Annotated in this window: 5 protein-coding genes; 4 read left to right on the plus strand and 1 reads right to left on the minus strand. The window is 29.6% G+C overall.

What is annotated here, in order from left to right; all coding sequences use genetic code 11:
* The first annotated feature begins 130 nt into the window (after nt 1–130).
* Both ARA56_RS16810 and ARA56_RS10580 read left to right on the plus strand, forming a co-directional pair.
* Complete coding sequence (locus ARA56_RS16810; RefSeq protein ID WP_423230667.1) at nt 131–238, plus strand: clostri-philic family protein; 108 nt, start codon at nt 131–133, stop codon at nt 236–238.
* Between the two features lie 171 nt (nt 239–409).
* Complete coding sequence (locus ARA56_RS10580) at nt 410–1,090, plus strand: peptidylprolyl isomerase (RefSeq protein WP_055266504.1); 681 nt, start codon at nt 410–412, stop codon at nt 1,088–1,090.
* Between the two features lie 249 nt (nt 1,091–1,339).
* On the opposite strand, the gene ARA56_RS10585 is transcribed toward ARA56_RS10580, so the two are convergent.
* A complete protein-coding gene (locus tag ARA56_RS10585; RefSeq protein WP_055266506.1) occupies nt 1,340–2,029 on the minus strand; it encodes a response regulator transcription factor in 690 nt (229 codons plus the stop codon).
* A 145-nt stretch (nt 2,030–2,174) separates the two neighbouring features.
* Between ARA56_RS10585 and ARA56_RS10590 the strand changes: the two genes are divergently transcribed.
* A complete protein-coding gene (locus ARA56_RS10590; protein WP_055266508.1) occupies nt 2,175–3,887 on the plus strand; it encodes a sensor histidine kinase in 1,713 nt (570 codons plus the stop codon).
* A 99-nt stretch (nt 3,888–3,986) separates the two neighbouring features.
* On the plus strand, nt 3,987–5,747 hold the full coding sequence (locus ARA56_RS10595) for a flavocytochrome c (RefSeq protein ID WP_055266510.1): 1,761 nt from the start codon (nt 3,987–3,989) through the stop codon (nt 5,745–5,747).
* Nucleotides 5,748–6,000: the final 253 nt, after the last annotated feature.

Genomic DNA, 6,000 nt, shown 5'->3' on the forward strand with positions numbered 1-6,000 from the left:
ATAATTTGCTAATGGTCAAAGTTATAAAAAAATGAATTAATATAAACAATAAGACAAAAGATATAGATTGAAGGGAGTGTGAAATATGAAAAAAGACCGTTGGGATAAGAACTCAAATACAAGTAATCCTATGCAAAAAGGAGCTAGAAGACAAAAACTACATCAAGATCAAGATAATGTAGGAAATGATAAAAATTCTCCTGCATATAAGAGCTTTGATGGAGAACCTTTAGATTAAATATGTGTAAATAATAAAACGAGGCTATAAATTGATATATCTATGTATTAATTACTAGATTAAAATCATTTGGCCTCGTTTAATTATTTTATACAAAATTTACATATTAATTATTTATTAAAATTGATTACACTGTTAGAATATAAGTGAGATTCTTAAGGAGGAATTATGATGAAAAAAATTAAAAAGATAATGATATCAGCATTAGCTATAGTTATGTCAGTGGCTATGGTTGGTTGTGGAAACAGCAATGTTAAAACAGAAAATAATAATTCAAGTGATAATTCTACTACTCAAGTAGAAAGACCAGAAAATTTACCAATAGCTACTATAAAGGTTAAGGATTTTGGAACAATAGAAGCGGAACTGTATCCAGATAAAGCACCTAATACTGTAAATAACTTTATTGAGTTAGCTAATTCAGGATTTTATGATGGATTAACTTTTCATAGAGTAGTAGAAGGTTTTATGAATCAAGGTGGAGATCCAAAGGGTGATGGAACAGGAGGACCTGGCTATAGTATAAAAGGTGAATTTTCTGGAAATGGATATGAGGCTAATGACTTAAAGCACACTACAGGAGTTTTATCTATGGCAAGAGCTCAAAATCCAGATTCAGCGGGAAGCCAATTCTTTATAATGGCAGCAGACGCTCCAAGTTTAGATGGGCAATATGCAGCATTTGGTAAGGTTATAAATGGGTTAGATGTTGTTGAGGCTATAAATAAAGCTGAAGTAGAAAAGAATAAAGCTACAGGAGAAAAATCAACTCCAGTAAATACTATTGTTATTGAAGAAATAAGAGTAGATACAAAAGGTGTAGAATATCCAGAAGCAGAAAAGATAAAGTAAATTTACTAATTAAAATATAGAGAGTAAATGAAAGAAATTGTTCGCGGAGCTCACAGGTGAAAGGTCGACTTCGTCGAAGTGAAAAGGCTACTAGCGTAGCGGGGAAAAGTTAACTTAAGTTAAAGTGAAAGGTACTAATGTAGACACTTTTCACTATTTCTATAGGCAATATTTTCACTGTCACGTCAGTGACATTTTCCCCTTTGACGAAGTCAAATTTTTCACCAAAGTGCTTCGCACTTTATTTAATTATTGAATTTCTAATTTATATCCAAGTCCCCAGACAGTCTTTAAGAATTTAGGGGCTTTGGGATTATCTTCTATTTTATCTCTAAGTCTTTTTATATAAACCATAATAGTATTATCATCTATTGTGGTATTATTCCAAATTGTTTCGTATAATTGTTCCTTTGAAAAAACTTTATTTGGATTTTCTAATAAAAATTTAAGGAAAAGAACCTCTTTTGCCGTTAAATCAAGAGGTATATTATTTTTAAATATTTGAAAGTTATTTTGACAAAATCTAAAAGGGCCAATGGTTAAATCAGGATTAATAGTTTTTTGATACATATTAGAACGCCTATAAAAAGCTTTAATTTTTGAAACTAATAAATTAATACTGAAAGGTTTTGTTAGATAATCATCAGCTCCTAAGCCTAACCCTAATATCTTATTATGTTCTTCTTCTTTACCACTAAGAATTATTATTGGAGTGAAAATATTGTTATTTCTTATTTGACGTATAAGTTCAAAGCCGTCTATATCAGGCATAACTAAATCTATTATTATTGTATCGTATGAATATTTCTTTAATAGAAGTAAGGCTTCATTACCTGAAGTTGTTGCTGTTGTATTTATTTGCTCCCTAGCTAAGGCTGTTCTTAAAGCTTTTTGGATTAATAGATCATCATCAATTAAAAGTACGTGTTCTTTAAACATTAAATGTCCTTTCTAAATAAACTATATTAATTTAATAGATGTAAAAAATTAATATATAACTATGATATAATTGTTAATTATTTGACTTTTATAATATATAACTCATTATAAGCGAATATAGAATATTACTTCAAGAGGTAAAGATATGTTAGAAAAAAGAAAGTTTAGGTATAAAAGTATTATATGGATATATGGAATTGTAATATTAACAATAATGATTGTTATCTGGATGATATATATCAATCAAAGGAATACCTTAATAGCTTTAAGAAGTGATGAGATGATTTCTATAGCAAAGATTTCAGCTAATAATTTAAAGACATATTTTGATGAAAAAATAGATTATTTAAATGGTGTATTTCAAATAGATGATGATTTATTAGAACAGGGAATAGATATAGAAGATTACATAGGAAATAAGATACTATATATAAATGAAAATAATAGTGATTATGAAGGAAAGCTAAGTTATATACCTTATGAGCTATTTGATAAATATAATATAAATAAAGATGAATTAAAAGAATGCGAAATTGGACCTGTGGTATTTACTAAAGAGAATAACTATGTGATACAGATAATAAAACCTATTTTCTCAAAATACAAAATTCAAGGAGCTGTACTAGTAGAATATTTATTAGATGAAGTTTATAAGGAAACTTTAGGGGAAATACAAGTCGGTGAATATGGTTATTGTACATTAAAAGATAGGTCTGGAGCCATATTAATGCATGGAGATAAGAAGCAGATAGGACTAGATTCACTAAAAGATAGACAAGAGAAGTATCCACAATTAGATCCAGCTGGAATAGATAGATTAGTTACTAATCAATTAAGTGGTAAGACAGGTAGTGATATAGTAAAGTCCTATTGGTGGGGAGAAGATGAAATAAAACAAGTAAAGAAGATAATTGGATATGCCCCTGTAGATATAGGGGAACATAGGTGGGTTATAAGCGCTATTACATCTTATGATGAAATAGCACGTCCTTTAGATAAAATATTTTATTTCATAATAGGATTAGGAGTTATCTTATTAGTATTAATAGTCAGCTTTATAGTTTTTATTATTAAGATGAAAAATCAACAAGAAAAAATTATATTAGAACTAAAATATTCAGAAGAAATAAATAAGACTACTAATATGCTTAGAAAGCATGAAGAAAAGTTAAGTAAGATTAATAGTATACATACTTTAGGAATGATGGCTAGTACAATAGCCCATGAATTCAAAAATTTATTAACACCAATTTTTATTTATAATGAACTATTAATGAATAGCCTAAAAGATAATAATGAGGCTATAGATGATTTAAAAGAAATTAAATTAGCAGCAGATAACTGTTTAGAGTTATCTAAAAATATATTAATGTACTCAAAAGAAGGTGGGGAAGAAACTACTGAGTGGTTTAATAGTACTGAGGAAATAAAAAAAATACTAAATATCTTAAAAACTATAGTACCACCTAATATACAAATAGATAATTTAATTTTAGATAAATCAATTTATATATATGGCAATAGAAGAGAATTAAAACAAATAATCTTAAATATATGCACTAATGCATACCAGGCTATGGAAAGTAGTGGTGGAGTTATACAAGTTAAATACTATTTAGAGGACAATAAGGCTATTTTAATTGTTAATGATAATGGGGAAGGTATTGAAGATGAAGCAAAAAATAAAATATTTGAGCCTCTTTATACGTCTAAAGGAAATAATGGTAATGGGTTAGGATTAAGTATAGTAGTAGAATTATTGAAAAAAATTAATGGAACAATACAGATTGAAAGCACTAGAGGTTTAGGAACAACGGTAAAAATAGAATTTTATAATATAGAAAGTGATAATTCTTAACAAATTTTAAGAATTTAGTCAGAATTTATATAGAATTTATCTCTATACTTAAACGTGTATGATAAAAAAATATCAATATATTGTTAGGGGAGAGATAAAATGAAAAAGAAATTTTTATCTGTTTTTTTAGCGTGTGCAATGGCATTAACATTTGTAGCATGCGGTAATAATGAAAACAAGAATAGTAATGCTAATAATACTTTTGTAGCTGGTACATATGAAGGTACAGCTAAAGGATTCGGTGGAGAAATTAAGGCAACTATTAAATTATCAGATTCTAAAATTGAAGAAATAGTTGTTGTAGGAGATAAAGAAACTCCAACTATAGGGGGAGTAGCAATTGAAAGTATGCCACAAGATATGTTAGCAAAACAAATTGCTAATGTTGACATAGTTTCAGGTGCAACCGTAACTAGTAATGCTGTTATTGAAGCTGTTACAGCAGCATTTGCTAGTGCTGGAATAGATGCTTCAACTTTAGTATCACAAGAAGGTTCAGCTACAGAAAAGACTGAAGAGACTTTAAATGTGGATTGTGTAGTTGTAGGAGCTGGTGGAGCTGGTATGACAGCTGCTTTAGAAGCAAAGGCTGCAGGTTTAAATGTAGTTATAGTTGAAAAGATGGCTATGGCTGGTGGTAACTCAGTAAAAGCTACAGGTGGAATGAATGCTGCTGAGACAGATGTGCAAGAAGCATATGGCGTTGAAGATAGTGTTGAAGTTTTTGTTGAAGACACTATGAAGGGTGGATACGAACTTAACAACCGTGAATTAGTAACTAAAATGGCTGAAGAGTCATCTGATGCTATAGAGTGGTTAGAAGAAATAGGAGCGCCATTACCTGAATTATCTTTCTCAGGTGGAGCAACTAATAAGCGTATACATAGACCAGAAGGTGGAGAACCTGTTGGAAGTTTTATAGTTGATGCATTAATTAAAAATGTAGAAGAGCAAGGCATAGAAATAATATACAATACTGAAGCTAAAGAGATATTAACAGCTGATAATGCTGTAGCTGGAATTAAGGCTGAAGGTAAAGATAAAAATTATACTATAAATGCACAAGCTGTTATCTTAGCAACTGGTGGATTTGGTGCTAATGAAGATATGTATACTCAATATAGACCGGAATTAAAAGGATTCGTAACTACTAATACTCCAGGAGCTACTGGTGATGGTATAACTATGGCCGAAGCTGTAGGTGCGAACTTAGTTGACATAGAACAAATTCAAATTCACCCAACAGTTGAACAAACAACTAGTTTATTAATAACTGAGTCAGTTCGTGGTGGTGGAGCTATATTAGTCAATAAAGATGCCAAGAGATTCGGTAATGAATTACTTACTAGAGATGTTGTTTCAGCATCTATAATAGAGCAAGAAGATGGATATGCATATACTATCTTTGATCAACAATTAAGAGATAGCTTAAGTGCTATAGAAAAATATGTTGAAAATAATATAGTTGTTCAAGCAGATACAATAGAAGATTTAGCTAAAGAATTAGGATTAGATGAAGCTACATTAGTCTCTACAGTAAATACATGGAATGAAGCTGTAGCTAATCAAAATGATGCTGAATTTGGAAGAAATACTGGGATGGAAAAAAATATATCAGTAGGACCTTTCTATGCTATAAAAATTGCACCAGGTGTACATCACACAATGGGTGGAGTTGAAATAAATACAAATGCAGAAGTTATTTCTAAAGAAGATACAGTAATACCAGGATTATTCGCAGCAGGTGAAGTAGCTGGTGGAGTTCATGGTGGAAATAGAATTGGAGGAACTGCTGTTACTGATTTCGTTGTGTTTGGACGTATAGCAGGACAATCAGCAGGTAAATTTGTAAATAGATAATACAAATAAATTTTACAGATGTTTAATATAAAACTATAAAGATAATATAATAACCCCTAAAATTTTATAATATAGTGCTGTTAATATAAAAATAGTAAAATTTGTTTTATTAAATAAATTAAGAAAGGGGCTGTCTCTGAAATGATTTTTAAAATCATTTCAGTAGACGGTCTTTTTATTTTTTATTCATATATTTATATGAAATTATTTCTAAATGAACAAGTTTTTTGACACGACAAATAGGAGGTTATAA

Source organism: Clostridium disporicum (assembly GCF_001405015.1).
In the GTDB taxonomy this organism is placed as follows: domain Bacteria; phylum Bacillota; class Clostridia; order Clostridiales; family Clostridiaceae; genus Clostridium; species Clostridium disporicum_B.